The 22,511-nt window shown below is 69.2% G+C and carries 18 protein-coding genes; 4 read left to right on the forward strand and 14 right to left on the reverse strand.

The window, feature by feature from the left end:
• Positions 1 to 65 precede the first annotated feature (65 nt).
• Entirely contained in the window at positions 66 to 647 is a 582-nt protein-coding gene (locus D6860_RS09405) for a TetR/AcrR family transcriptional regulator (RefSeq protein ID WP_076623657.1), read from the reverse strand.
• A gap of 197 nt (positions 648 to 844) precedes the next feature.
• On the opposite strand from D6860_RS09405, the gene D6860_RS09410 reads away from it, so the two are divergent.
• Positions 845 to 2,035 carry an MFS transporter gene (locus D6860_RS09410; RefSeq protein WP_076623656.1) on the forward strand — a complete coding sequence of 397 codons (1,191 nt, stop codon included), beginning with the start codon at positions 845 to 847 and terminating at the stop codon, positions 2,033 to 2,035.
• Between the two features lie 43 nt (positions 2,036 to 2,078).
• On the opposite strand, the gene D6860_RS09415 is transcribed toward D6860_RS09410, so the two are convergent.
• Together D6860_RS09415 and D6860_RS25675 are read right to left on the reverse strand one after the other, a co-directional pair.
• A complete protein-coding gene (locus D6860_RS09415; protein ID WP_076623655.1) occupies positions 2,079 to 3,134 on the reverse strand; it encodes a tartrate dehydrogenase in 1,056 nt (351 codons plus the stop codon).
• A complete protein-coding gene (locus D6860_RS25675; protein WP_017468899.1) occupies positions 3,121 to 3,408 on the reverse strand; it encodes an aldehyde dehydrogenase family protein in 288 nt (95 codons plus the stop codon). The genes D6860_RS09415 and D6860_RS25675 overlap by 14 nt, the downstream gene beginning before the upstream one ends.
• A gap of 75 nt (positions 3,409 to 3,483) precedes the next feature.
• Here D6860_RS25675 and D6860_RS09425 point away from each other — a divergent pair, with 75 nt between their 5' ends.
• From D6860_RS09425 to D6860_RS09435, 3 genes are read left to right on the forward strand one after another with little or no spacing between them, the layout of a single operon-like run.
• The gene (locus D6860_RS09425) at positions 3,484 to 4,035 is read left to right on the forward strand and encodes an ImuA family protein (protein ID WP_076623654.1); all 552 of its coding nucleotides are present in this window, start codon (positions 3,484 to 3,486) and stop codon (positions 4,033 to 4,035) included.
• Positions 3,977 to 5,431: a Y-family DNA polymerase gene (locus D6860_RS09430; protein WP_076623653.1), complete on the forward strand. Its 1,455-nt coding sequence runs from the start codon at positions 3,977 to 3,979 to the stop codon at positions 5,429 to 5,431. The genes D6860_RS09425 and D6860_RS09430 overlap by 59 nt, the downstream gene beginning before the upstream one ends.
• Positions 5,428 to 8,784, forward strand: coding sequence for an error-prone DNA polymerase (locus tag D6860_RS09435; RefSeq protein ID WP_076623652.1), 3,357 nt, complete (start codon positions 5,428 to 5,430; stop codon positions 8,782 to 8,784). Before D6860_RS09430 ends, D6860_RS09435 begins: the two co-directional genes overlap by 4 nt.
• Before the next feature lie 151 nt (positions 8,785 to 8,935).
• On the opposite strand, the gene D6860_RS09440 is transcribed toward D6860_RS09435, so the two are convergent.
• The 11 genes from D6860_RS09440 to D6860_RS09490 all read right to left on the reverse strand — a co-directional run bounded on the left by D6860_RS09440 (position 8,936) and on the right by D6860_RS09490 (position 22,451).
• Complete coding sequence (locus D6860_RS09440) at positions 8,936 to 10,150, reverse strand: class II aldolase/adducin family protein (protein ID WP_076623651.1); 1,215 nt, start codon at positions 10,148 to 10,150, stop codon at positions 8,936 to 8,938.
• Positions 10,150 to 11,040 (reverse strand): 3-hydroxy-5-phosphonooxypentane-2,4-dione thiolase, encoded by an 891-nt coding sequence (gene lsrF, locus D6860_RS09445; RefSeq protein ID WP_076623650.1) that lies wholly within the window; start codon positions 11,038 to 11,040, stop codon positions 10,150 to 10,152. Before lsrF ends, D6860_RS09440 begins: the two co-directional genes overlap by 1 nt.
• Entirely contained in the window at positions 11,033 to 12,583 is a 1,551-nt protein-coding gene (locus D6860_RS09450; protein ID WP_076623649.1) for an FGGY-family carbohydrate kinase, read from the reverse strand. The genes lsrF and D6860_RS09450 overlap by 8 nt, the downstream gene beginning before the upstream one ends.
• The gene (locus D6860_RS09455; RefSeq protein WP_229743305.1) at positions 12,580 to 14,331 is read right to left on the reverse strand and encodes a glycerol-3-phosphate dehydrogenase/oxidase; all 1,752 of its coding nucleotides are present in this window, start codon (positions 14,329 to 14,331) and stop codon (positions 12,580 to 12,582) included. Before D6860_RS09455 ends, D6860_RS09450 begins: the two co-directional genes overlap by 4 nt.
• A complete protein-coding gene (locus tag D6860_RS09460) occupies positions 14,328 to 15,302 on the reverse strand; it encodes a sugar-binding transcriptional regulator (protein WP_206512192.1) in 975 nt (324 codons plus the stop codon). Before D6860_RS09460 ends, D6860_RS09455 begins: the two co-directional genes overlap by 4 nt.
• Before the next feature lie 5 nt (positions 15,303 to 15,307).
• Positions 15,308 to 16,315 carry an ABC transporter permease gene (locus D6860_RS09465; RefSeq protein WP_076623647.1) on the reverse strand — a complete coding sequence of 336 codons (1,008 nt, stop codon included), beginning with the start codon at positions 16,313 to 16,315 and terminating at the stop codon, positions 15,308 to 15,310.
• Positions 16,312 to 17,841 (reverse strand): sugar ABC transporter ATP-binding protein, encoded by a 1,530-nt coding sequence (locus D6860_RS09470; protein ID WP_076623646.1) that lies wholly within the window; start codon positions 17,839 to 17,841, stop codon positions 16,312 to 16,314. The genes D6860_RS09465 and D6860_RS09470 overlap by 4 nt, the downstream gene beginning before the upstream one ends.
• A gap of 116 nt (positions 17,842 to 17,957) precedes the next feature.
• Positions 17,958 to 19,004: a substrate-binding domain-containing protein gene (locus D6860_RS09475; RefSeq protein WP_076623645.1), complete on the reverse strand. Its 1,047-nt coding sequence runs from the start codon at positions 19,002 to 19,004 to the stop codon at positions 17,958 to 17,960.
• Between the two features lie 238 nt (positions 19,005 to 19,242).
• Positions 19,243 to 20,517, reverse strand: coding sequence for an AGE family epimerase/isomerase (locus D6860_RS09480; protein WP_017468640.1), 1,275 nt, complete (start codon positions 20,515 to 20,517; stop codon positions 19,243 to 19,245).
• A complete protein-coding gene (locus D6860_RS09485; protein ID WP_076623644.1) occupies positions 20,510 to 21,325 on the reverse strand; it encodes an SDR family oxidoreductase in 816 nt (271 codons plus the stop codon). The genes D6860_RS09480 and D6860_RS09485 overlap by 8 nt, the downstream gene beginning before the upstream one ends.
• A 346-nt stretch (positions 21,326 to 21,671) precedes the next feature.
• The gene (locus D6860_RS09490; RefSeq protein WP_076623643.1) at positions 21,672 to 22,451 is read right to left on the reverse strand and encodes a helix-turn-helix domain-containing protein; all 780 of its coding nucleotides are present in this window, start codon (positions 22,449 to 22,451) and stop codon (positions 21,672 to 21,674) included.
• Positions 22,452 to 22,511: the final 60 nt, after the last annotated feature.

Here is a 22,511-nt window from a genome sequence, read left to right on the forward strand (position 1 = left end):
CCCGGCTCATGCTCTGGATATGCCCTCGCCGGGCGCGGCCTGCCTTCGTGGCTGGCGCCTGTCGCTTAGCTCCTGGTGGCGGAAAGCCCGGCGAGCAACACCCTGACCAGCCGACGCAACGCGGCTTCCCGGTCCGGGTCGGGACCGGGGGCGATCAGCGACGGATGCAGAAACGCCGTCAGAGCCTCGTCGAGCATTGCGGCCTCGGCACGTCCGCCAAGCCCCGCTTCCTCGACCAGCCCGGTCAGCTCGGAGCACAGCAGCGCCATGTGGTCCCGGATCACCGGACGCTCGCCCGCCGTCGCCTCGTTGAAGCCGTAGAAGATCTCCGGATCCGATTTCACCCTCCCGCTCTTGATGCGGTAGCGCTCCACGAACCATGCCTCGATCCGCTCCACGGCCGGCCCCGGCCCCTCACAGATGCGGGCGGTGCGCTGCCGGGCATCGGCCAACCAGCTGTCGGTCACCGCATCGAGAAGCGCCGCCTTGTCGCGGAAATGCGCGTAGAGCGCAGCGTGGCTGACCCCCATCTCGCGCGCCACATCCGCGAGCCGAAGCTTCGAGAACCCGTGCTCGCGGATGCGCGCCACGGCGATTTCGGTGGCACGCTGTCGCGCCGCTTCGGGGCTCAGACCTGTCCGGGGCAAATCGCTCCTCCTTGACCTTCGAGCATACGGCGATTACAAAAATAATAAAATGTAATCAACCGCCCGCGCGTCCGGCCTCCGAAAGGGCACGGAATTCGCGGGTTTCTCATTGTCGACATCCCTGCGCGGCCCCCTTGCGCCTCAGGCCGAGGCGGCGCTGCCGCGTCATGCGTTTCGTCAAACCGAAAGACTGCATCATGCTGAGCCTGCTCAAGGATTCCCGGGCCGTCGCGCTGCTTCTCGCGGCGTCGCTGACGATTCTCTCCAACAGTCTTATCAGTCCGTCCCTCCCCGGCATCCAGGCGCGTTTCGCCGACGAGGAGAACGCGGCCCTTCTGTCACGGCTGCTCGTGACGGCGCCGTCGCTGATGGTGGCGATTCTGGCCCCCTTCGCCGGTGCGCTGGCCGACCGCTTCGGTCGCCGCCTCCAGCTTCTTCTCGGCGTCGCGCTCTTCGCCGTCGCGGGCACCGCCGGGCTCTACATCCCCTCGCTGAAGCTGCTGTTCGTCAGCCGTCTGTTCCTCGGCGTGGCCGTGGCGATGATCATGACCGCGCAGACCGCCCTGATCGGGGATTACTTCAAGGGCGAGAAGCGCAGCAACTTCATGGGACTTCAGATCGCGGCCACGAACTTCGGAGGGCTGGTCCTGCTGGTGCTGGCGGGCTGGCTCGCCTCGTTCTCGGCGCTGGCGCCCTTCGCGATCTACGGCATTGCGCTGGTCTACCTTCCGGTGATGATGCTCAAGCTCGAGAAGTCCGACCGCAGCGCCTCGAAGGTCGAGACCCCGGCCTCGGACGGCGAGGAGAACTGGGTCGCAACGCTGCTGCTGGTCATCGTGCTCGCAGGTCTGTGCTTCGTCTGCTTCTACCTGCTGCCGACGCAGGCGCCCTATTTCCTCGCCTCGATCGGTCGCCCCGAACCGCAGGCGGCGGGGCTGCTGATGGGGTCGATGACGCTGGCGGGCGGGATCGTCTCGCTGTTCTTCGGCCGGGTCCGGATGCGACTGGGGCGCGCGGCGACGCCCGCGCTCGGCTTCCTCGGCTTCGCGACGGGCTTCATCCTGTTCGGCTTCTCGGAGGGCCTCGGGCTCGCGCTGCTCGGAAGCGCCTTCATCGGCGCGGGCGGCGGCCTGCTGATGCCGACCTTCCTCGGCCTCGCGGTCGGGATCGCACCGGCACACCGGCGCGGCCTTGCGGCGGGTGCGATCACGACAAGCATCTTCACCGGCCAGTTCCTGTCGCCCTTCGCCTCGACTCCGCTGATTGCGGCGCTCGGCTACGCCACCACCTTCTTCGCGACCGGGGCACTGCTGATCGTGCTGGCCATGGTGGCCCTCGTCGGGCTGCGCGCACCGCGCGACCCGGCCGCCCGTCCCCTGCCGGTCTGATCCGGCCGGCGCGGGGCGCGACGCATGCGCCCCACCCGTGCCTTCAGCCCTGAAGTTCGGACGCGATGGCCTCCGCGGCCTCCAGCGTGGTCGCCGAGCCGCCGCAGTCCGGGGTGAGGCGTTCAGGCGTTCCCGCAACGGTCTCGACGGCGGCCATGATCGCCTTCGCCGCAGCCTCCTCGCCGAGGTGCTCGAGCATGAGCGCGCCGGACCAGATCGTCGCGATCGGATTCGACAGCCCGCGACCGGCGATGTCCGGGGCGGAGCCGTGCACCGGTTCGAACATCGACGGCACACCGCCGGACGGGTTCACGTTGGCAGCGGCGGCGAAGCCCAGCCCGCCCTGGATGGCAGCGCCGATGTCGGTGAGGATGTCCCCGAACAGGTTCGACGCCACCACCACGTCGAGCGTGCCGGGATGGGTGATCATCCGCGCCGCGATGGCATCCACGTGGTAGCGCGTCACCTCGACGTCGGGATACTCGGCCGAGAGCGCCTCGGTGACCTCGTCCCAGAACACCATCGTGTGCTTCTGCGCGTTCGACTTGGTGACCGAGGCCAGCTTGCCGCGCCGCGCCCGCGCCTGCTCGAAGCCATAGCGCAGGATGCGCTCGACGCCGCGCCGGGTGAAGATCGAGGTTTCCACCGCGACCTCGGCGGGGCTGCCGCTGTGCACCCGGCCACCGGCGCCGGAATATTCGCCCTCGGTGTTCTCGCGGATGCACAGGATATCGAAATCCGTCGCCCGGAGCGGGCCGGTGACCCCCGGCAACAGGCGGTGCGGCCGCATGTTGACGTAGAGATCAAAGGCCTTGCGGATAGGCAGGAGCAGCCCGTGCAGCGAGACGCTGTCCGGCACCTTCTCGGGCCAGCCGACCGCGCCCAGCAGGATGCTGTCGTGCCGCCGCAGTTGCTCAATCCCGTCCTCGGGCATCATGCGCCCGGTCTCCAGGTAGCTGTCGCAGGACCACGGGTAGACTGTCTCCTCGAGCGTGAACCCACCCTGCTCCGCCGCCTTGCGGAGGACCAGCATCGCCGCCTCGACGACCTCTTTCCCGATCCCGTCCCCGGGGATCAATGCGATATCATGCGTGCGCATCTGCGGACTTCCTCTCCTCCAGTCCGCCGAAGCAGACGTATTTCCGATCCAGGTCACCCTCGATTCCGTGTGTCGAGCCGTCCCTGCCGAGGCCACTCTGCTTCATTCCGCCGAGAGGGGCCACCTCGGTCGTGATGCCCCCTTCGTTCACGCCCACAAGTCCGTATTTCAGCGCGCCGGACACCCGGAACGCGCCTCCGGGGCTTCGGAAAGCGGGATCGGCGAATCTGCCACGCTTCAGGCCCTCTGCCCGCAGGACGTCCGCGCATGGCACTGGGCATCGTGACTTGATCGACTCCGGGCGCGCTGCTTGTATTCTCGGCGACTCTCATGTTGCCGGAGCCATCCAGTGTCACCGCCGGAAATCACCGCCTACCCGCCCAGAAAGGGGCGCGTTCACGAGGCCTGCGGGCCCGCCTCGGTCAGTTTCGCGCTCTGGACCTGCGCGCAGACCGGGGCCGAGGTGCTCTGGGCGCGGGAAGGCTGGCAATCGGGTCAGCTCTATCCCCCGGGGTTCGTCGGGCTCGATCCCTCGCGCCTGATTCTCGCGCAGACGAAGAGCCAGACCGACACGCTGGCCGTGGCGGAAGAGGCACTGCGCGACGGCGCCATGCCGGTCGTCGTGCTCGAGTTGACGGCCCCCGTCAGTCTCACCGCCGGACGGCGCCTGCAGCTCGCGGCCCGGGCGGGAGGCAGCACGGGGCTGTGCCTGATCCCCGAGGGCATGGGCAGCAACGCGACCGAGACGCGATGGCATTGCGCGCCGGTCTTCGATGCGCAGGACTCGACTCGTCAATGCTGGAGTCTTATTAAGAACAAATCAGGAACAAATGGGTCTTGGCATGTTCGATGGGACACTGAAGCGCGTCGTGTCGCTGTGGTTCCCCCGGCTCGCGAGTGACCGGGCTCTCGCCGCGCATCCGGTCGACGGCCCCTTTGTCCTGACCCTCGCGCATCACAACGCCAACCGGGTCTACTGCCTGAACGAGGCAGCCCGGACGCGCGGGCTTCATCGCGGCATGCTGTTCTCGGATGCGCGCGCCTTCTGCCCCGACCTCGCCAGCCGGCCCGCCGACCCGGCGGCGGACCGGCGTTTCCTGGGTGCCCTGCGGCGATGGGCGGTGCGCTGGTCACCCTGGGTGGGGTTCGAGGGGCAAGACGGCCTGGTTCTCGACATCACCGGCGCCTCGCACCTGTTCGGCGGCGAAGAGGTCATGCTTGCCGCAATGCGCGCGCGGCTCGACCGGGCGGGGCTGACGGTCCGGATCGGCCTTGGCGACACGCGCGGGGCGGCCTGGGCCCGGGCGCATCATGGCGAGGACGCCGCGCTCGAGAGCCTGCCGGTGGCCGCCCTGAGGCTGGAGCCCGAAACCGTCACGGCCCTGCAGCGCATGGGCCTGCGCAGCATCGGTCAGCTGGCCGACAGCCCGCGCGCGCCGCTGGCACGCCGGTTCGGGCCGGGGCTGCTCATGCGGCTGGACCAGGCGCTCGGGAGCCAGCCGGAACAGATCAGCCCCGAGGCCGATCCCCCCCATTACGCGGTGCGCATGACCCTGCCGGACCCGATCGGGCTGGCCGATGACGTCATGGCCGGCACGCAGCGGCTGCTCGACCGCCTCTGCCGGACGCTGGAGGCGCATCACGCCGGCGCTCGGACGCTGTGCCTGACCCTGCGCCGGGTGGACGGCGATGCCCGCGATGTCGAGCTGCGGCTCGCGCGCCCCTTGCGCGATCCCGCCCGCATCCTGCCGCTGTTCCGGCGCGGCGTGTCCGAGGTCGACGCGGGTTTCGGCATCGACCAGATGCGTCTCGAGGCCATACGGGTCGAACCGCTGCCACCCGAGCAGGTGACGCAGAGAGGAACCCGCGACCCGGGTCGGCTGGACGATCTGCTCAGCCGGATCGGCACAAGGATCGGGCTGGAGAACGTGCAGCGCTTCCTGCCCGCCGACAGCCATATTCCCGAACGGAGCTTCACCGTCGTCCCGGCCGCCTACTCCGAGCCCGGCGGAAGCTGGGTCTGCCTGCGTCCACGGCCCGTCCTGCTGTTTCCGCCCGAACCCGTCGCCGCCACCGGTCCCCGGCCCCCCGGCCGGTTCCGCTGGCGCAGGATGGCGCTGAGCACGGGTCGCGCCACCGGCCCCGAGCGGATCTCGCCGGAGTGGTGGCTGGTCGATGACGCCTGGCAAAGCGGCATCCGTGATTACTGGCAGGTCGAGACCCTGCAGGGGCGGCGGTTGTGGATGTTCTACACCCCGCAGGCCCCCGGCTGGTTCGTGCAGGGGGAATTCGCATGAGCGCCCCCCGCCGGTCCGAACCGCAGGTGGTCCAGCCGACGCCCGCCACCGGCTACGCGGAACTCTGCGTCACGAGCAACTTCACTTTCCTGACGGGCGCCTCCCACCCCGAGGAACTGGTCACCCGCGCCACGGAGCTGGGTCTTCATGCCATCGCCATCACCGACCGCAACTCGCTGGCCGGGGTGGTGCGCGCCTACCGGGCGCTGCAGGTCCTGAAAGAGCAGGTCTCCGATACCGTGCGCATCCGCTCCCAGCACCGCGTGGACAGCTGCTCGCGGCAGGAGATCGGATCGCCCCGAGACATCGCCCGCCCCGAGGCCCCGCACCTGCCCCGGCTGATCGTCGGTTGCCGCCTGCAGCTGAGCGACACCGAGGTCGAGTGGATCGCCCTGCCTACCGACCTTGCGGCCTACCGGCGGCTGACGCGGCTGCTGACGCTGGGCAAGCGACGCGCCGGGAAAGGCGCCTGCGACCTTGCCCTCGCCGATCTTCTGGAGGCCGGCCAGGGCATGATCCTGATCGCCCTGCCCCGGGACCCGGGCAGGGCCGTTCGCGATCTGCAAAGGGTGCGGCGCCGGTTTCCGGGCAATGTCTACCTTGGCGCAGCGCCGCGCTACGACGGCTCGGACCAGGCCTGGCTCACGGCCTGCGCCCGCCTTGCCCTGCGCTGCGCCACCCCGATGGTCGCGGTGGGCGACGTGCTGATGCACCGGGCCGCGCGGCGGCAGCTGGCCGATGTCCTGACCTGCATGCGCGAAGGCTGCACCATCGACACGATCGGCACCCGTGCCCTCGCCAATGCCGAGCGGCGCCTGAAGGGGCGCGCCGACATGCTGCGGCTGTTCCACGATCACCCCGCCGCCCTGCACCGCACGCTGGAAATCGCCGCGCGCTGCAGTTTCGACCTCTCGGATCTCCGGTACCAGTATCCCGACGCGGTCGCGCCGGATGGCGAGACGCCGATGGACCGCCTGACCCGGCTGGCCCGCGAAGGGCTGGCTCGCCGCTATCCGGACGGCCCCACCGAGAAGGCCCGCGCCTTGATGGAAAAGGAGCTGGCGGTCGTCGCCGAGCTGGAATACCCGGCCTATTTCCTGACCGTCCACGACATCGTGCAGTTCGCCCGCTCGCGGGGCATCCTGTGCCAGGGTCGGGGCTCGGCCGCCAATTCGATCCTGTGCTACCTCCTGGGCATCACCGATGTCTCGCCCGAGCTGATCGGCATGGTGTTCGAACGTTTCGTGTCGCGCCATCGCGGCGAGCCGCCCGATATCGACGTCGATTTCGAACACGAGCGGCGCGAAGAGGTCATCCAGTGGATCTACGACACCTACGGCCGCCATCGTGCCGGGCTCTGCGCGACGGTGATCCACTTCCGCACCCGCGCCGCGATCGGCGAGGTCGGCAAGGTCATGGGGCTGAGCCAGGATGTGACCGCCGGGCTGTCCAGCCAGATCTGGGGCCAGTCCGGCACCGCTCCCGACATGGAGCGTGTCCGCGAGCTCGGGCTTGATCCCGACGACCGGCGGCTGCGCCAGACCCTCAACCTGATCGGAGAGATCATCGGTTTTCCCCGTCATCTCTCGCAGCACGTGGGCGGCTTCGTCATCACCCGGGGAAGGCTCGACGAGCTCGCCCCGATCGAGAACGCGGCGATGGAGGGGCGCACCCTCATCGAGTGGGACAAGGACGACATCGACACGCTGAACATCCTCAAGGTCGACGTTCTCGCCCTCGGGATGCTGACCTGCATCCGCAAGGCGTTCGGTCTTCTGCAACAGCATGAACGGCGGACCCTGAGCCTTGCGAGCGTGCCGCCCGAGGACCCCGAGACCTACGCGATGCTGCAACGCGCCGATGCCGTCGGCGTCTTCCAGGTCGAAAGCCGGGCGCAGATGAACTTCCTGCCCCGCATGCAGCCTGCGGAATTCTACGACCTGGTGATCGAGGTCGCCATCGTCCGGCCCGGCCCGATCCAGGGCGGCATGGTGCAGCCCTATCTCAGGCGCCGGCAGGGGCTGGAGTGCTCGGAACCGTTCGGCCCCGCGCTGGAAGAGGTCACCCGCCGCACGCTCGGCGTGCCGCTGTTCCAGGAGCAGGCGCTGCAGATCGCCGTGGTCGGCGCGGGCTACAGCGCCGAAGAGGCCGACCACCTGCGCCGCTCGCTGGCCAGCTTCCGCCGCATGGGCACCATCGCCGAGCATCGTGACAAGTTCATCGCGGGGATGAGGGCGAACGGCTACGACGAGGAGGTCGCGGCGCGCTGCTTCAGCCAGATCGAGGGCTTCGCCGATTACGGCTTTCCCGAAAGCCACGCGGCGGCCTTCGCGCAGCTGGTCTATGTCTCGGCTTGGCTGAAGCGGCATCACCCCGCGATCTTCGCCTGCGCGCTGCTGAACTCGCAGCCGATGGGCTTCTATGCCCCGGCGCAGATCGTGCGGGATGCCCGCGACCACCATGTCGAGATCCGCCCGATCTGCGTCAATCACAGCGACTGGGACAACACGCTCGAACGGCGCTCGGACGGGGCGCTCGCGCTGCGGCTCGGGTTTCGCCAGATCAAGGGCTTCCGGCAGGAGGATGCCGGCTGGATCGCCGCGGCCCGGCGCAATGGTTACCGCGATCCCGAAAGCGTCTGGCTGCGCGCCGGTGTCGCGCCCGCGGCGCTGGAACGGCTGGCCGAGGCGGATGCCTTCGCCGGCATGGGGCTCACCCGCCGCGATGCGCTCTGGCAGGTGCGCGCGATCCGCGCCCCGTCGCAGCTGCCGCTGTTCAACGATCCGCTCGACGGCGAGGCGATCCGGGAACCCGAGGTCGCCCTGCCGCAGATGCATCTCGGCGAAGAGGTGGTCGAGGATTACGTTGCCATGCGCCTGACGCTGCGCGCCCACCCGATGGAACTGCTGCGCCCGGCCATGCCGGGGCTGACCCGCAACGATGCGCTGGTCGAGGCGCCGCTGCAGCGCACCACCATCTGCGGCCTCGTCATCACGCGCCAGAGACCGGGCACCGCCTCGGGCGTGATCTTCCTGACCCTCGAGGACGAGACCGGGGTCGGCAATGTCGTGGTCTGGAAGACGATCTTCGAACGGTACCGGCGCGCCGTGATGGGCGGGCGGCTCCTGCGCGTGACCGGCCGCCTCGAACGGGAAGGCATCGTCGTTCACCTGATCGCCGAGCACATCGAGGACGTGTCGCACCGCCTCTCCGACCTCGGCCACCCGATGGAGGACGCTATCGGCGAGACCGCCGCCCAGGCCGACGACGCCCCGCGCCCCCGCCAGTCCTCTCGGGCCATGCATCCCCGCGACCAGGCCAAGCGCCTGTTTCCGAGCCGGGATTTTCACTGAGGACGTCTGTGGTCCGGCGATACGCGGGCCACTGCGTGCATCTCGGGGGCCGCGTCCGGCCCTGCCGATGCCGGGATCGCGGGCCGCACCAGGGCGGCGGAAACGGTCGGCCCGTCCCCGCCCCGATGCTGCCCGCCCTGCAAGCCGCGCGTCAGCTGCCGCGCAGCTTGGCCTGTTCGAGCTCCCAGTATTCGATCAGGAACTGCTCGTGCCGCGGGATCGGCGTGTAGGTCCCGAAAGCCTCGGCCGAAGCCACGACGCGCAGGTTCTGCTCAGCCAGGTCGGCATGGATCGCGGCCTCCTTCGGCGTCCGGCCCAGCCCGATGATGCCTGCGCCCGGCACGAAGGCCACGCGCGGCAGCACGTCGAGCATGGTGAGCGGCTCCGGCGCCCTCGGAGCGTTCTCGTCGAAATACGCGCGGTAGCGGGAGGCGAACCGGTCGAGGCTCTCGAAAAGCGCGGCCTTCGGCGCGTCCGGCGCCACGACCAGCGGCCAGGGCTTGATCCGGATCACGTGGTCCGGCGTGATCGTCCCGCGCGACACCGCGTCGGCCATGCCCTCCCGCGCGCTCAGCTCCGGCAGCGGACCGGCACCGCGCGCGTCCACGTGCACCCCGCCGGCAAAGGGCCCCTGCCCCGCGAGACACGCGACCAGCCGGTCGGCCACGGCGTCGAGCGCCGGGTTGCCCTGCCTTTCGGTCGGCGGCACCAGCGCCGCATCGGCCTTGGCCAGAAAGTCCTCGCAGGCGCGCACCGCCCGGCCGAACCGGTCGAGGCTCTCGTCGGCGGTCTCGCCCCATGTGAAAAGCCCGTGGTGGGCCAGCCACATGCCCGTGGCCCCGGGGTGCGCCGCCGCAAGGCGCGCGCCCTCGATCGACAGGTCGAAGCCCGGGAAGACATACGGCAGAAAGGCGATGCCGTCCCCGAAGAGGTCGGCCACGATCTCGCGCTGCCGGGCCTCGGGCTGGTCGGCGATGGCCAGCACCGCCGAGGCGTGGCCGTGGTCGACGAAGCGCGCCGGCAGGTAGGCGTGCAGCAAGGTCTCGACCGAGGGGTTGGGCGCCCCGTCATCGAGCAGATGCGACCGCAGGAAGCGCACCATCTCGGTGTCGCTGAGCCGCGTGCCGTCCTGAACGGTGTAGAGCGGATCGAGCCAGAGGCCCGGCAGGCCCTCCGCCTCGATCGTGGCAAGATCCCAGCCGCTACCCTTGACGTGCATCACGCGCTTGCCGGCGCGCTCGACCTTGACGCTGGTGTTGCCGCCGCCGTGCATGCAGAACTCGGGGTTGCCCCCGAGCGCGCGGGAGCTTTCGACGCGGTCGGCCAACAGCTCGTCGGCCGACGCCTTCATCTCGACATCGGACATCAGGCCGCCGCTTTGCGCTGCGCGAGGTCGTTGTACATCTCGAAGGCCTGCTCGGGCGGCAGAAGCTCGTGCACCACGGCGCTCACGGCCTGGATCATCGCCACCGGGTCACCCGCGCGGAAGATATTGCGGCCCATGTCCACGCCCGCGGCCCCCTGGTCGACCGCCTTGAAGGCGACCTCGAGCGCCTCCTTCTCGGGGATCTTCTTGCCCCCGGCGATGACGATGGGCACCGGGCAGCCGGCGCAGACCCGCTCGAAGCCCTCGTCGACGTAGTAGCTTTTCACGTATTGCGCCCCGATCTCGGCGGCGATGCGGGTGGCCAGTCCGAAGTAGCGCGCGTCGCGGGCCATGTCCTTGCCGACGCCGGTCACGGCGAGGGTCGGCATCCCCACGCGGTTGCCCGCGTCGATCAGGCGGATGACGTTGTTGATCGACTTGTGCTCGAATTCCGAGCCGATGTAGACCTGCGCGGCCATCGCGGCGACGTTCATCCGCATGGCATCCTCCATGTCCACGGCGACCGTCTCGTTCGACAGTTCGGACATGATCGAGTTGCCGCCCGACGCCCGCATCACGATGGGCTTGCGGGTCGACGCGGGCACCGAGGTGCGCAGCATGCCCCGGGTGCACATCAGCACGTCGGCATGATCGAACAGCGGCGCGATGTTCACGTCCACCCGCTCGAGCCCGGCGGTCGGGCCCTGAAAATAGCCGTGGTCGAAGGCCAGCATGACCGTGCGCCCGGTATCGGGGCGGAAGATGCGCGCCAGCCGGTTCTGCATCCCCCAGTCGTAGGCGCCCGCACCCTTGAGGAAAAACGGCTCGTTCTTCGCGGGAGTGCCGAGGGCGAAATCCTTGCCGTCGTGAATGTCGTCGAGATCAGCCATGGGAAGTCCTTTCCTGAGTTTTCGTCTCGCGGGGCTCGAAGGGAACGAGCTCCGCCTGCTGGGGCGCCCAGACGGCCCCCAGCGCATCGCGGTAGGCACACCAGCGCGCGTAGCGCCGGTCGAGGATCGCACCGGCGTCTGGGTCCGGCTCGAGTTCGGTGGTATGCGCGGCCATCGCCGCGGCGGCGGCGTCATAGTCGGGGAAGAGCCCGGCGCCGAGCGCAGCTGCCATGGCCGCGCCGCGCGCGCCGGTTTCCTCGCAGTCCGACAGCCGCAGCCGCATCTGCAGCGTGTCGGCGAAGATCTGCGCCCAGAGCGGCGACTTGGCGGCACCGCCCGAGAGCGTCGCCCGGGTGAAGCGCCGGTCGGGATCGAGAATGCCGAAATGCGCGCGGTGCCCGAAGGCCACCCCCTCGTAGAGCGCGCGCACCATGTCGGCGCGGCTGTGCCACGAGCCGATCCCGTTGAACCCGCCGCGCGCGCCCGGCACCGGCCCGGCATAGAGATACGGGTGGAAGAACGGCAGATCGCCCTCCGGGTCCGATGTCGCGGCCAGCCGGTTGCAGAGGGTGAAGGGCTCTTCGCCGGTGGCCGCCGCCTCGTCGGCGAGGTGGTTCTTGACGAACCACTCAAGGTTGGCGGCCGAGGTTGGCGAGGCCTCGCAGCTCACCCAGACATCGCGTCCGAGCACGCTGGCGAGGATCGCGCGCGGCTCCTCCGGCAGCTTGTCGGCGAAGACCTGGTTGATCGACCAGCTTCCCGCCACGATCGACGCCTCGCCCACCTTCGTGGTGCCCGCGCCCAGCGTCGAGGCCAGCACGTCGAAGAGCCCGGCCACGACCGGCGTGCCCTCGGTCAGGCCGCTGAGCGCCGCCGCCTCGGCGGTGACATGGCCCACCACGTCGTCGCTCTGCGCCGCCTCGGGCAGCAGGGGGCGCAGGTCGCGGATGCCGTAGAGGTCGAGCAGGCCGTCGTCATAGGCCAGCGCCGGCATCTCGAGCAGGCCGCAGCCCGACAGGTCCGAGACCTCGGAGCCCGCGTGCCCGGTCAGCCCGTGCACGATGACGTCCTTGCAGAGCAGCACCTTGCCCGCCCGGTCGAGCAGCTCGGGCTGTTCCTGCGCCAGCCAGGCCAGCAGCACCGGCGTCATCGCGGCCCAGGGGCGCGATTGCGCACGGCGGTGGATCTCGTCGCCGTGGCGCAGCGCCAGCCGCTCGGCCAGCAACCCGGCGCGGCTGTCCATCGACTGGATGCCGAGCAGCCCCCGGCCCTCGCGGTCGAGCAGGTAGAGCCCGTTGCCATGCCCCGCGGCGCCCACCGCCCGCACCCGGGCGGCGTCGATGCCCGCCTGGGCGATGCAGTCGCGGATCGCGCCGGCGGCGGCCTTCCACAGCTCGTCGGGACTGCGCTCGACGAAGCCCGGCGCCGGTTGCAGTGTGGCCGACTGGCGCGCGGCCACGGCCAGCGTCCGGCCCTCAAGGTCGAAGAGCGCCGCCTTCACCATCGTGTTTCCGGCATCCACGCCGATCAGGTAATCCGTCATTGTGCTGCAACCTCCCCCTTGCAACTCTCCTCCAGGCCCACGCGCACGGGCTCTGCCCCGTGGTCGGCCACCAGCTTCTCGCGGAACGCCCGCAGCGCGCGGGCGCGCGCGTCGGGGCCCCATCCCCGGGCAATGGCCAGCCGGTCCGCCATTGCCTCGAGCGCGGCGCCGTCGAGCGCCCCGCCAAGCGCCACCGTGGTCCGGCGCAGCGCCAGGTCGGCCAGTGTCTCGACCTGTTCGACGGCGATCAGGTAGTCGATCTCCTCCACGCTGTAGCCCGGCAGGCCGGCCAGTGACCGCTCTCCGGCGAAGCGCCGCGCCAGCGGTGCGGCGAGCGTGCCATATCGCGTGACCAGATCGGAAACCCGCTTTCGTGTCAGGCCGGTTTCCTCGGCAATCTGCCCGACCCACGCCTCGGGGTCGCGGGGAAAGCCCAGACCGCCGCCGATCGGAAGCGCGCGGGTATCACCCTGGCGCGCACGCCCCAGCCGCTTCAGCACGTCGTCCGCCGCGAGCTCGCCGAAGGCCCGGAAGGTCGTCCACTTGCCGCCGATCATGCACAGCACCGGCGGATGCGCCTTGTCGGCCTCGGGCTCGACCCAGGCGTTGAAATGCCCGCGCGGGATCTGGCCGGTGGTGCCCGCCGAGCTGACCGGCAGCGGGCGCACCCCGGCGAAGACGTGGCGGATGTGATCGAGCGAGACATCGAGCCCCGGGAACACCCAGCGCAGCCCGTCGAGGATGTAGTCGCGCTCGTCCTCCTCGCAGCGCACCCGGTCGGGGTCGGGCACCTTGATGTCGGTCGAGCCGACAAGCACCATCCCGTGCAGGTTGAACATGATGCATATGCGGCCGTCGGTGTTCTCGTAATACACCATGTCGTCGCCGAGCATCTCGCGCAGCTCGGGGTGATCGAGCATCAGGTGTGCGCCCTTTGTGCCCTGCACCATCGGCTGCGGCGCAGGCGCGAGGCGCCAGTTGGTCATGTCGATCCAGGCGCCGGTGGCGTTGACGACGATCTCGGGGCGCATGGTGATCTCGCGCCCGTCGATGCGGTCGCGCAGCGTGACCTCGGCGGCGCCGATCTCGGAAACCTCGAGGTAGTTCAGCGCGACGGCCTCGGCACCGGCGCGGGCCACGTCCTCGAAAAGCTCGGTGACGATGCGCTCGGGGTGGCTGATCTGGCCGTCGTAGTAGGTCGCGGCGCAGCGCACCTCGGGGCGGAAGGGAAAGCGCGCCCGCGCGGCCCTGCCCGACAGGAACGCGTGTTTGGGCATCCCGCCCTTGCCGCGCGTGTAGACGTCGTAGAACGACAGCCCCAGCTTCACCGGCAGCGCCCCGCGCCGCGACGGCGCCCGCGACAGGCCGAGGAACTTCAACGGCGCGTTCAGCGAGCCGGACACCCACGAGTCGATGGGAACCACGGTCCGCAGCGGTCGCACCAGATGCGGCGCGTTGGCGAGCAGCCGGTTGCGCTCGTCGAGCGCCTCGCGCACCAGGTCGAACTCGCCGTTCTCGAGGTAGCGCAGCCCGCCGTGGACCATCCGCGACAGCGCCGAGGAGGCACCGGCACAGAAATCGCCCTTTTCCGCCAGCATCACCGGCACGCCGTTCAGCGCCAGCTCGCGGTAGACCGAGGCCCCGTTGATGCCGCCGCCGATGACCAGGACCGTCGGCGCGACGCCGTCCATGCGGTCGAGCCGCTCCGCCCGGCTCATCGGGGAAATGATGGAAATCGGGTCGCTCATGCTGCCTCCGCCTTCAGCCGCGCCAGCACGTCCCGGGCCGTGGCCTCGTCCGTCACCAGCGTGTTGATGTAGCCGCCGCGCACCACGGCGCAGATCGCCTCCGCCTTCTCGTGACCCGCCGCGACGCCGATGCTCACCGGGATCTTGGCGAGATCCTCGGGCGCCATCGCCACCACCAGCCGGTTGCGGGTGTAGTCGGTGACCCGGCCCGACGCGTCGAGGACATGCGCCAGCAGCTCCGCCACCGCCCCCGAGGCGAAAAGCTCGCCCTCTTCCCCCGGCACGTCGCGGTGCAGGTCGAAATACGAGGTCGCGCGCTCGCGCAGGCCACCGATGCCGACCACGGCCAGGTCGGCGCTGCGTGCCGCCTCGATCACGCGGCTCACCGTCTTCATGCCGGTGATCATCTCGCGCTGGTCCTCGGTCTCGGCGAACATCGGCGAGAGCATCTGCACCGCCTCGCCGCCGAAGGCCTGCGCCATGGTCGCGGCCGCATGGTTCACGTCGGTGTAATGCTGCCCCTGCACCAGCCCGGTGGCGGGCACCATCTTCACGCCCTTCACCTGCGGCACGTTGCGCAGCCCCGCGACGCAGGCGCTGACGCCCTTGCCGCCGGTAAGGCAGACCGACATGCCGGGCCGGACCTTGGAGACCAGCAGCTCGGCCGCGCAGATGCCGACCCGGGCCAGCACCGCCTCGGGGTTGCCCGAGGCCGTCGTCTCGATCACCACCTCGCGCAGCCCCGAGACCTCGGCCAGCTCGCGCTCGAGCGCGAGGTGATCCTGGAAGGGCGAGCGGATCGAGATTTCGACCATGCCCATCTCGTGCCCCATCTTGATCATGCGGTTCACGGTGGAATGGCTCTGCCCGGTGCGCTCGGCGATCTGCGCCTGCGTGAGCCCGTCGACGTAATGCAGCGTCAACGCGGTGTAGATCCGGCGGATCTGGGCGATGTCGGGTTGAACGTCCATGCCCATCAGCCCTTGGCCCCGCGCTTGTTCATCAGGTGGTCGAAGGACACGGCGGCGAGCAGGATGAAGCCCTTGATCATGTCCTGCATGTAGACGCTCACGTCGAGCAGGATCAGCGAGGAGGTCACCAGCGACAGCAGCGCCACGCCGAGCACCGCGCCGAAGATCGAGCCCTGGCCGCCCTTGAGCGACGCGCCCCCGATCACCGCCGCCGCGATGACGTTGAGCTCCATGCCCACGCCGAACTGCGGCGTGGCCGAGCCGAAGCGGGCCATGAAGATGACGCCGGCAAGACCGGTGAGCGTCGAGCAGAGCACCGTCACCCAGAAGATCACGCGCTTGGTGCGGATGCCGGAGTATTCCGCCGCCTTCTCGTTCGAGCCGGTGTAGAACACCGTGCGGAAGCGGGCCGAGCGGCGCAGCATGAAGTCGAAGAACACCGCCAGCACGAGGAAGATCATCACCACCACCGGGATGCCCCAGAGGCTGCCCTGGCCGACGAACTTGAACTCGGGCGGCAGGGTGAAGAGCGACAGCGGCGTGCCCTGCGTGATCAGCAGGCAGGCGCCGCGCACGATCACCATCGCCGCGAGCGAGGCGATGAAATGCGACAGGCCGACCTTGATGACGAAAAGCCCCATGGCCGCGCCGACCGCCGCCGCACTGGCGACGCCCGCGACCGAGGCCAGCCACGGGTCGACGCCCATCAGGAAGAGCTTGCCCGCCACGACCATGGCGAAGCAGACGACCGAACCCACCGACAGATCGAGGCCGCCGACGATCAGCAGCACCGTCATGCCGATGACCACGATGCCCTCGACCGAGAAGCTCAGGAAGATGGTGCGGAAATTCGACCACGTCAGGAAGTAGGGCGAGGCGAAGCTCATCACGACGCAGAGCAGCAGGATGATGCACAGAAGGCCCATCTCGCGCATGCCCATCAGCCGCTTCAGGGCACCGGGGGTGTCGCCCTTCGCCATCGCGGGGGCGTTCTGAAGGCTGGTCTCGGTCATGCGGGTTCTCCTTCAAGCTGGGGAGCACGCGCCACTCCCAGACCGGAGGCGAGGTGAATGATCGCCTCCTCGGTCATGTCCTGTTGGTTGGCGATCTCTCCCGAGATCCGGCCCTCGTGCAGGACGAGGATCCGGTCGGAGAGACCGATGAGTTCGGGAAGTTCGGACGAGATCACCACGACGCCGACGCCGGCCTCGGACAACTCGCGCAGGATCGCGTGGATCTCGGATTTCGCGCCGACGTCGACGCCGCGGGTCGGCTCGTCGAGGAACACCACGCGCGGGTTCACCGACAGCATCCGCGCAAGCGCCACCTTCTGCTGGTTGCCGCCCGACAGCGTCGAGGGCGGGTCTTCCGGACGACCGGCCTTGAGCCGGAGCCTGCGCCCCAGCCGCTCGGCCTGCTCGGTCTCGGCCGCGCGATCGACAAGCCCCATCCGCGTGGACACCTGGCCAAGTCGCAGCGACGAGACGTTCTGCGAGATCGGCAGGTCGAGGAAGAGCCCCTCGCCCTTGCGGTCCTCGGAGACGTAGACAACGCCATGCTCGAGCGCGGTGGCGAAATCGGGGATGCGGGTGTCCTGCCCGTCAAGCCGTATGGTGCCCGACCGCGTCGGATGCAGGCCGCAGACCGCCTTGGCAAGCTCCGACCGGCCGGCCCCGATCAGCCCGCCGATGCCGAGGATCTCGCCCTCGCGCAGCGTCAGCGAGATGTCGTCCAGCAGCTCGCCGTCCGACAGGCCCTCGACCTCGAGCAGCGGCTTGCCCGGCGCCCGCGTGGCCTTGGCGGGATACATGTGCGACATCTCGCGGCCCACCATGTTGTTCACCACCTGCTCGGGGGAGCTGTCCGCGACGTCGAGACAGGTGACGTATTCGCCGTCCCGGAAGACCGTGACCCGGTCGCAATGGTCGAAGATCTCGGCCATGCGGTGCGAGATGTGGATGATCCCCATGCCCTGCGCCTTCAGCCGGTGCACGATCCGGAACAGCTTCGCGGTCTCGGCCTCGGTCAGCGCCGAGGTGGGCTCGTCGAGGATGAGGATGCGCGCGTCCAGCGTCAGCGCCTTGGCGATCTCGACGAGCTGCTGGTTGGAGATCGACAGCTCTCCGACGGTCTGGCGCGGGTCGACGTCGCAGAGCTCGGAGAGCACCTTGCGCGCCTTCTTCTCGAGCGCGCCGTAGTTCATCATCCCGCCCCGCCGAGCGGCGGTGGCGGACATGAAGATGTTCTCAGCAACGCTCACGTCCGGGCACAACGCGATTTCCTGGTGGACGAAGCCGACACCCAGCGCCTGCGCCTCGAGCGGCGAGCGGATGCGGGTGGGCTTCCCGTCGATGCGGATCTCGCCCCGGTCGGGCTGCAGGATGCCGTCGACGATCTTCATCGTGGTGGACTTGCCCGCGCCGTTCTCGCCGGCCAGCGCGTGGATCTCGCCGGCGCGCAGCTCGAAGGACACGTCGCGCAGCGCCTTGATCGGGCCGAAGCTCTTGGCGATGCGGGACAGTTGCAGAAGGGGAGCCATGGCATGTCTCCGGTGTTCGAGGTCATGGGGATCCGTGCGGCGGGCCGGGGCAACCGGCCCGCCGTCGGTCGGCGGTCACGTTCGACGGGGGAGCATCCGACCGCCCGGAGGTGGCCTCAGCCCTCGATGCCGCGGGTGCCGCGCTTCTTGAGGTACTTGTCCCAGTAGAAGTTCTTGGCGTTGTCCTGCGTCACGACCGAGAAGCCGTTGTCGAGCATCGGAATGCTCATCGGGTTGAAGCCCGCGCTCTCGTAGTCGTTCATCGGGTCGATCAGCTCGGGATGCGCCGCGAGCCAGAGCATCAGGAAGCCATAGTAGCCCTGCGCACCCTGGTTGGGGTTGATCGCGCCGAACATCTCGCCGGCCTGGATCATGTCGAGAACGCTCGCGTTCACGTCGACCGACATCACCTTGATATCGGTGCCGACCTCTTTCGCCGCCTGCGCCGCGCCCATCGCCGAGGACGCCTCGGGCATGAAGATCGCGCCAAGCTCGGGGTTCGCCTGCGCAAGGCTCATGGTCGCCTGGTAGGCCTTGTTGGGGTCCTGCCCGGTCGAGGCGCGGCCCACCAGTTCCATGTCGGGATGGTTCTCTTCCATCTCCTCGATGAAGGCGGCGACGCGGCGGTCATGGTTGTCCTGCCCCGGGTTCTCGAGCACCGCGTACTGGCCCTTGCCGCCCATCGCCTCGGCGATCTGGCGCGCGGCCTCGGCACCCTCGCGGAAGTTGTCGGAGGTGATGTAGCTGGTGCGGTTCGAATTCGGGCTGTCGGCGGCAAAGGTCACCACGGCGGTGCCCTGCTCGATCGCCTGGTTGATCGGACCGATGAAGGGATCGGGGTTCATCGGGTGCAGCAGCACGCCGGCGGGCTGCTTGGCCAGCGCCTGCTGGAAGCTCGCGATCTGCTTGTTCACGTCGTATTCCGGGGTGCCGGTGTAGTCGGCCTCGCAGCCGAACTGGTGCGCGGCCTGCTTGAACATCTCGTAGACCGGGAACCAGTATTCCACGCCCGAGACCATCACGTTCATGACGTAGGTCTCGCCCGGCTCGCACTTGAAGGGGCTTTCGGCCCAAGGCTCGTCGGCCTCCTGCGCCGAGACCGCCGCGCCGAAACCGGACACGAGAAAAGAGGCGGCTGCCGCCGCGATAAACGTCGTCTTCATCTGGTAAACCTCCCATTCGGATCCCCCGCCAAGCACTCCTCCGAGGCGACGATCCGCGTTATCGTGGGCCCAGCATGAGGCGGGAGGCGCAATTCTGTCAATAAATCCTAGGGTCTGAAATTTATTTCACGGATGCCCGCGAAAAGCCCGGAAAGACCGCCCCGAGCGGGCGTATCTCTCCGGGCGAAGCGCCTCGACACGGCGCCTTTCCCTCCCGGTTGCGGCCTCGCGGTGGCAGTCAGACCGCCCCGGCGGCTTGCGCCCGGGCGGTCATGCTTTTCAGTCCGCCGGCGAGCGAGGCGGAGACCGGGATCAGCGGTGTCACCGTCGCCTGGAAGTCGTGGTAAAGGTCTTCGCGGGTCGGGTAGACAACGCCGCTGGGGCGCCCTGCGGCATCGACCTCGTGGCGCCAGCCACCGGCCTCGCGGTCGATGAGCGTCGCGGCGATGTAATCCCAGGCGAGGCGATAGACATCCTCGAAGCGGGCATCGCCGGTGCGCCGGTGCAGCATCAGCGCGGTATTGGCGAGCTCGGCCTGCACCCAATAGGCACGATTGGGCACGGAGACCTCGTCCTGCCAGCCGATCGTGTAGACCATGCCCGGCGCCCCGTCGGCTGCCCAGCCGCGCCGCAGCGCGTTGTCGAAGAGCGAAACCGCGTCTTCCAGCAGCCAGCCCGGCGCGTCGCGATCACGCGCCTTGCAGGCGGCCTCGACCTTGAGCAACAGGCCGCCCCACTCGGCGAAATGTCCCGGCGTGAGCCCGTAGGGCCGCGTGTCGTCGGTGGGCTGATCGGCGCCGTAATCCGGCAGAAGGTGCCACTCGGCGTCGAAATGCTCCGGCAGACGGCCGTCATACGCCGCCGGGATCTCGTGGCCGAACCGGCGGGCCATGGCCAGCGCCCGGTCGAGCCAGCGCGCGTCGCCAGTCGCGTCGGCCAGGGCGAGGCAGGCCTCGGTGCCGTGCATGCAGCAGTTGGCGCCGCGATAGGCCTCGGGGTCGGTCCAGTCGTCCGCGTAGCTGGGCCGCAGGACCTCTTCCCCGTCGATCCAGAAGTGGCTGTCGATCACATCCGTCGCGGCATCGCGCAACTCGACACCCCGGGGGCGACCGGCCATCGCCGCCGTGGCCCCGGCCAGTGCCACGAAGGCATGCAGATAGGCCTTCTTGCGTGACGGGCCCGAGGCATCCTCGAACCAGCCCCCGTGGCGTGCATCGCGCAGCGGACCGTCGAGCAGCGCCGCGATGCCGTGATCGGCCAGCGGCGCGGCGCCGGGAACCCCCATGAGGCTCGCCAGCGCGTAGCAGTGCACCATGCGCGTGGTCACGATGCCCTGCGCCGTGGCGTCGACCATCGTGCCGTCGTTGCCGAGCGTGGCGAAACCCGCAGGCACCCGGGCCCGGGCGTAGTGGTCGAGAAGGCGCTGGCCCTCGGCGAGCAGCCAGCGCCGGTGCCCCTCGCGGTCCGCCCAGCAGGCGGACCCGGGACCGGCATCGGCGCGCGGATCAGCCATTGGCGATCATCCCGCCGTTCACGTGCAGGGTCTGCCCGGTGACGAAGCTGCTGTCCTGGCAGGCCAGGAACACGTAGGCGGGGCCCAGTTCGCGCGGTTGCCCGATACGCCCCATGGGCGAGGACATGTCCTTGAGCATGTCCTCGTCGTAGTCCTTGAAGGCCAGCTGGATCTCGGTCGCGACCGGGCCCGGCGCGACCTGGTTCACGCGGATTCCGCGGTCGAGCAGCTCCAGCGCAAGGGCGCGGGTGTAGGCGACGATAGCCCCCTTGGTGGCGGTGTAGGGCACCAGCGCATCGTTCCCGACGAAGGCGTTGACCGACGTGGTGTTGATGATGCTGCCCCCCTCGCGCATGTGCTCGAGCGCCGCGCGGGTGGTGTAGAAGATGCCGTTCATGTTGACGTCGAAATGCGCCTGCCAGTCCGCATCGCTGATCTCGGACTGGGAACCGTAGGCCTTCTGCATCCCGGCATTGTTCACAAGCACGTCGATACCACCCCAGCGGGCGACCACGCTCTCGACGGCTTCGGTACAGCTCGCGCTGTCGGCGGTGTTGCCCTGCAGCACGAGCGCCTCGGCCCCTTCGGCCTCGATGCCCTCGCGGGCCTCGCGGGCACTGTCCTCGTCGCTGTGGTATAGGATGGCCACGCGGGCACGCTCGCGGGCCATGTGCAACGCCACGGCGCGGCCGATACCGCTGTCGCCGCCGGTGATGAGCACCCGCTTTTCCTTGAGCTTGTCCGCACCCCTGTAGGCATCGGTGATGTATTCGACGGGCGGCAGCAGGTCGTCGAGACGGTCGGTCATGGTATCTCTCCTTGGAGGCCCCGGCAGGCATGCCGGGACTGTTGAGGTTCGCGGCGCTTCGGCAGGAGGTGCCCATGCCGCGTGCCGTTCAATCCCCCAACAAGGCCGCGCGCGTGCAGTTCCCGAGACGGGTCATGACTGATGAGTGAGTTGACCCTTTCGGCCCTAGACCAATCTGCAAGATGCTGCGGAGCATGTTCTTGAAGAGAGCTTTGACGCGGCCTCGCGCCATTCCCTCAAAGCCCGCCCGGACGAGCGCCGCCGACGCCGATCCGGCCGACAGCCGGCCTCTTGCCGGCAGGCGTGTCGCGGAACAACGGCCCGGCCAGCGGCCCGGAAACCGGTCTCAGGGTTCGACCTGCCCGCGCGCGATCGCCAGCGCGAGCGCCTGGTCATGGGTCCGGGCGCGCATCTTCAGCGCTGCACTGTGGATACGACGCACAACCTCGACCTCGGTGATCGCAAGACGTTCGGAGATTGCAAATGGGCCCAATCCGTTGGCGAGGCAGGCCAGAACGTCGCGCTCCTGCGGCAACAACGGTTGCCACCCCGCGCCGTAGGCCCAGCCTTCGTGCAGCGCATCTCCCGGCGCGACGAGGCGGCTCGCCATCATCGCCGAGACCGCCGAGAACGCCCGCGCGGTGCCCGGGCCGAACAGGTCGTGCGGATCCTCGCGGCAGCCGAGGGCGAGGCACAGGCCCGCGTCCCCCTCGAACCAGCTGTGCGCGATCATGTAGTTGTAATCGTAGCTCGCCATGCCGGAATGCAGCGCGCGAAGTTTGCCCACCGGCGCTCCGTTCCCGTCTCCGGCCCCCTGCAGGGACCGATCCCGGCCAAGGACATCATAAAGCGGCGGTGCCTTCCCGCGCATCGCATCGCCGAGCAGCGGATCGACCGCGAAAAGCCCGGCGTCGGCATATTCCTCCAGCCACAGCGGATCCATCGAACTGCGGATCCAGCCGATCTCCTGAGTGCTGCGGGCGAAGGACCCGGCGTTGACCGCCTTCGCTCCGATCCGTGCGGCAACGCGGTTGATGGACCACCAGATCTCGTCACTGGTATCGGCACTGGCAAGAGCATCGGCAGTGTCGATGATCAGCTGCGCAAACCTTGTCGTCGTCGTCAAGAAAGTCTCCCGTCCTCCCCCAATGGGAGGCTAGGGAGGCCGACCGGGGCTGTCCAGAGT

The organism is Salipiger sp. D13, assembly GCF_003703915.1.
Taxonomy (GTDB): domain Bacteria; phylum Pseudomonadota; class Alphaproteobacteria; order Rhodobacterales; family Rhodobacteraceae; genus Salipiger; species Salipiger profundus.

Excerpts from the sequence above, each read along its gene's own strand:
- D6860_RS09475 (WP_076623645.1), bottom strand. The coding sequence starts at position 19,004 with ATGAAGACGACGTTTATCGCGGCGGCAGCCGCCTCTTTTCTCGTGTCC.
- D6860_RS09435 (WP_076623652.1), top strand. The coding sequence starts at position 5,428 with ATGAGCGCCCCCCGCCGGTCCGAACCGCAGGTGGTCCAGCCGACGCCC.
- D6860_RS09430 (WP_076623653.1), top strand. The coding sequence starts at position 3,977 with ATGTTCGATGGGACACTGAAGCGCGTCGTGTCGCTGTGGTTCCCCCGG.
- D6860_RS09440 (WP_076623651.1), bottom strand. The coding sequence starts at position 10,150 with ATGTCCGATGTCGAGATGAAGGCGTCGGCCGACGAGCTGTTGGCCGAC.
- D6860_RS09465 (WP_076623647.1), bottom strand. The coding sequence starts at position 16,315 with ATGACCGAGACCAGCCTTCAGAACGCCCCCGCGATGGCGAAGGGCGAC.
- D6860_RS09410 (WP_076623656.1), top strand. The coding sequence starts at position 845 with ATGCTGAGCCTGCTCAAGGATTCCCGGGCCGTCGCGCTGCTTCTCGCG.
- D6860_RS09415 (WP_076623655.1), bottom strand. The coding sequence starts at position 3,134 with ATGCGCACGCATGATATCGCATTGATCCCCGGGGACGGGATCGGGAAA.
- D6860_RS09470 (WP_076623646.1), bottom strand. The coding sequence starts at position 17,841 with ATGGCTCCCCTTCTGCAACTGTCCCGCATCGCCAAGAGCTTCGGCCCG.
- D6860_RS09485 (WP_076623644.1), bottom strand. The coding sequence starts at position 21,325 with ATGACCGACCGTCTCGACGACCTGCTGCCGCCCGTCGAATACATCACC.
- lsrF (WP_076623650.1), bottom strand. The coding sequence starts at position 11,040 with ATGGCTGATCTCGACGACATTCACGACGGCAAGGATTTCGCCCTCGGC.
- D6860_RS09460 (WP_206512192.1), bottom strand. The coding sequence starts at position 15,302 with ATGGACGTTCAACCCGACATCGCCCAGATCCGCCGGATCTACACCGCG.
- D6860_RS09480 (WP_017468640.1), bottom strand. The coding sequence starts at position 20,517 with ATGGCTGATCCGCGCGCCGATGCCGGTCCCGGGTCCGCCTGCTGGGCG.
- D6860_RS09450 (WP_076623649.1), bottom strand. The coding sequence starts at position 12,583 with ATGACGGATTACCTGATCGGCGTGGATGCCGGAAACACGATGGTGAAG.
- D6860_RS09455 (WP_229743305.1), bottom strand. The coding sequence starts at position 14,331 with ATGAGCGACCCGATTTCCATCATTTCCCCGATGAGCCGGGCGGAGCGG.